Genomic DNA, 2,443 nt, shown 5'->3' with positions numbered 1-2,443 from the left:
ACCGTCCTCAAGCCCGCCGAGACGACACCGACCAGCACCGTCCTGCTGGCCGAGGCGGCAGCGGCCTTCCTGCCGCCGGGCGTGGTCAACGTCATCCTCGGCGACCGCGACACGGGCCGCGCCCTCATCGCCCACCCGGCGGCGGCGCTGGTATCCATTACCGGATCGACCCGGGCGGGCATCGAGGTCGCCCGCGCGGCAGCGGCCGACGTCAAGCAAACCCACCTCGAACTCGGCGGAAACGCCGCCGTCCTCGTCTTCGAGGACGCAGACGTCGAGGCGACGGCCGACGGCATCATCGCCGGCGGCTTCTACAACGCCGGCCAGGACTGCACCGCCGCCACCCGCATCCTGGCGCATGACAGCGTCCACGACGCACTCCTGGACGCCCTCGTCACCCGAGCCAAAGCAACGGTCACCGGACCGCCGCCTCTCACCGGACTCGCCTACGGCCCTCTCAACAGCAAGGCCCAACTCGACCGCGTCCTCGGCCTGATCGAGCGGCTCCCCGCACACGCCACGGTCCGCACCGGCGGCCACCGCGTCGGCGACCGCGGCTTCTTCCTCGCCCCGACGGTCATCTCGGGCCTGCGACAGCGCGACGAAATTGTGCAGGAGGAGATTTTTTGCACCCGTCCTCACCGTGCAGCGGTTCAGCGCCGAAGAAGAGGCCATAGAACTCGCGAACCACCAGCCGTACGGCCTGGCCGCGTCCGTGTGGACCCGCGACCACAGCCGGGTACAACGGACCACCGCCACGCTCGACTTCGGCGCCGTCTGGATCAACACCCACGGCCCGCTCACCCCAGAGATGCCGCACGGCGGCTTCAAGCACTCCGGCCACGGCAAGGACCTGTCCGCCTACGCCCTCGCCGACTACACGCGTGTCAAGCACGTCATGAGCGCGGTCCACCCTGCCTGACCGGCTCCGCCGGCCCGGCCACGCTCACCTCAAACCCTCGGAGAAGCCATGCCCTTCACCACCGTCACCACACCGGCCGCCCCCGCCCCGGTCGGCGCCTACAGCCAAGGCCGCCGTATCGGCCCCTTCCTCCAGGTCTGCGGCCAGCTGGCCACCGACCCCATAAACGGGACCCTCGTCAAGTCCGACGTGGCCGACCAGACCCGCCGTGTGCTCGAACAAATCGAGGCGATCCTGGCCGCGGACCTTGCCGGGTGGGAGGACGTGCTGATGGTCCGCATCTACCTCGCCTCCGACGACGATTTCGACGCGATGGACGCCGCCTACCGCAGCGTCCTGGCCGCGCCGTTTCCGCCGCGGACGACGGTCTCCGCCGGTCTCGCACCCGGGGCGCTGATCGAGGTGGACGTGCTGGCCGTACGCCCCTGATAACTGACACCACAGCACCCGCACGTCGATCCACTGCCTCATGCCTGGTGTACGTACGGTCCCCGCCACCCTCCACCGGGGGCCGGAAAGCATCCAGCGGGGCATGGCCCCCAGACGCCTCATCCCCGCAAGGAAGCAGGGGCCATGGGCACGAATCACACGTCTCCCACCGGCTGGAAGAGCTCCTTCCGACCGGTGGGAGACGACTCTCACGCGACGACGTCGACCAAGGCGTTCGCGGCCACCGACTGGACGGGAGCCGCGGCCCGGACAGCCGTCGCCCAGGCGTGTCGGCGATCAACTTCTTCCCCATATTGGGCAGACGACTTGATCGACGAAGGTTTGAGGCACGCTCGCCGCTGGTGAGGTTCACCGGGGAAGTTGCCGGCCTCAACCCGGGGAAGCAGGACTACGGCGGCAGCCCCGTGGACGTGGGCCCACAGGACCGCTTGGTGCGTCGTCGGTCAGCCGGTCACGGGGTCCAGTTGCCCACCGTCTCGACGAGGTTCACGCCGGTCACGTGGCGGCCCTGGTACTTGCCGGTGAACGTGGCCGTGCCCTCATAGCGGTTCATGTTCGGGCCCGCGGTCTCCTGCTCCTTCGGACTGGTGGTCACGGTGAGCGAGGTCTTCAGGCTGGGAATGGTGATCTTCCACCGCGTGGGGTAGACCTGTCCGGTCTCCGGGCTCTTCCAGAAGTCGCGGGCGCCCTGCGCGAAGGGCGTGACCGCCGCCAGTTCGTACGAACCGTCCGGGTGCATCACGGTGGCGCAGGTCTCCTGCTTCCCGCTGGACAGAGACAGGGCGTCCCAGACGGCGATCTTGTCACCGCCGGGCATGCCGAGGTTCATCCAGGACCACTTGAACGTGTTCGCAGCGGGCAGCGGGCCCCACTGCCGGTTCCGGGCCCGCATCGAAGAACTCACCCGGCAGCTCGGCGAACTCGACGCGGAGAGCGAGAGCCTACGCATCACCCGCAAGACCCTCCTCGCTCTCCCGCTGCCCTCACCCGCCACCGGGCCGGACCGCCCCGACATCCCGGACCACCCCGCCTACCAGCAGATCCTCACCGCCCCGGCCGACGCGGGCCAGC

The 2,443-nt window shown here is 69.5% G+C and carries 2 protein-coding genes and 2 pseudogenes; 3 read left to right on the top strand and 1 reads right to left on the bottom strand.

The genetic code is table 11. The features are described 5' to 3' along the window. Positions 1-922, top strand: a pseudogene (locus ABZ646_RS45025) (aldehyde dehydrogenase family protein); the annotation flags it as partial. Between the two features lie 48 nt (positions 923-970). Continuing rightward, entirely contained in the window at positions 971-1,351 is a 381-nt protein-coding gene (locus ABZ646_RS45020) for a Rid family hydrolase (RefSeq protein ID WP_360533126.1), read from the top strand. A 472-nt stretch (positions 1,352-1,823) separates the two neighbouring features. Here the strand turns inward: ABZ646_RS45020 and ABZ646_RS45015 are convergent, their stop codons facing one another. Beyond that, complete coding sequence (locus ABZ646_RS45015; RefSeq protein WP_360533123.1) at positions 1,824-2,201, bottom strand: lipocalin family protein; 378 nt, start codon at positions 2,199-2,201, stop codon at positions 1,824-1,826. A gap of 16 nt (positions 2,202-2,217) precedes the next feature. On the opposite strand from ABZ646_RS45015, the pseudogene ABZ646_RS45010 reads away from it, so the two are divergent. Continuing rightward, positions 2,218-2,443, top strand: a pseudogene (locus tag ABZ646_RS45010) (hypothetical protein); the annotation flags it as partial.

The organism is Streptomyces sp. NPDC007162 (genome assembly GCF_040634175.1).
In the GTDB taxonomy this organism is placed as follows: domain Bacteria; phylum Actinomycetota; class Actinomycetes; order Streptomycetales; family Streptomycetaceae; genus Streptomyces.
This window is presented reverse-complemented; position numbering and strand designations above follow the sequence as displayed.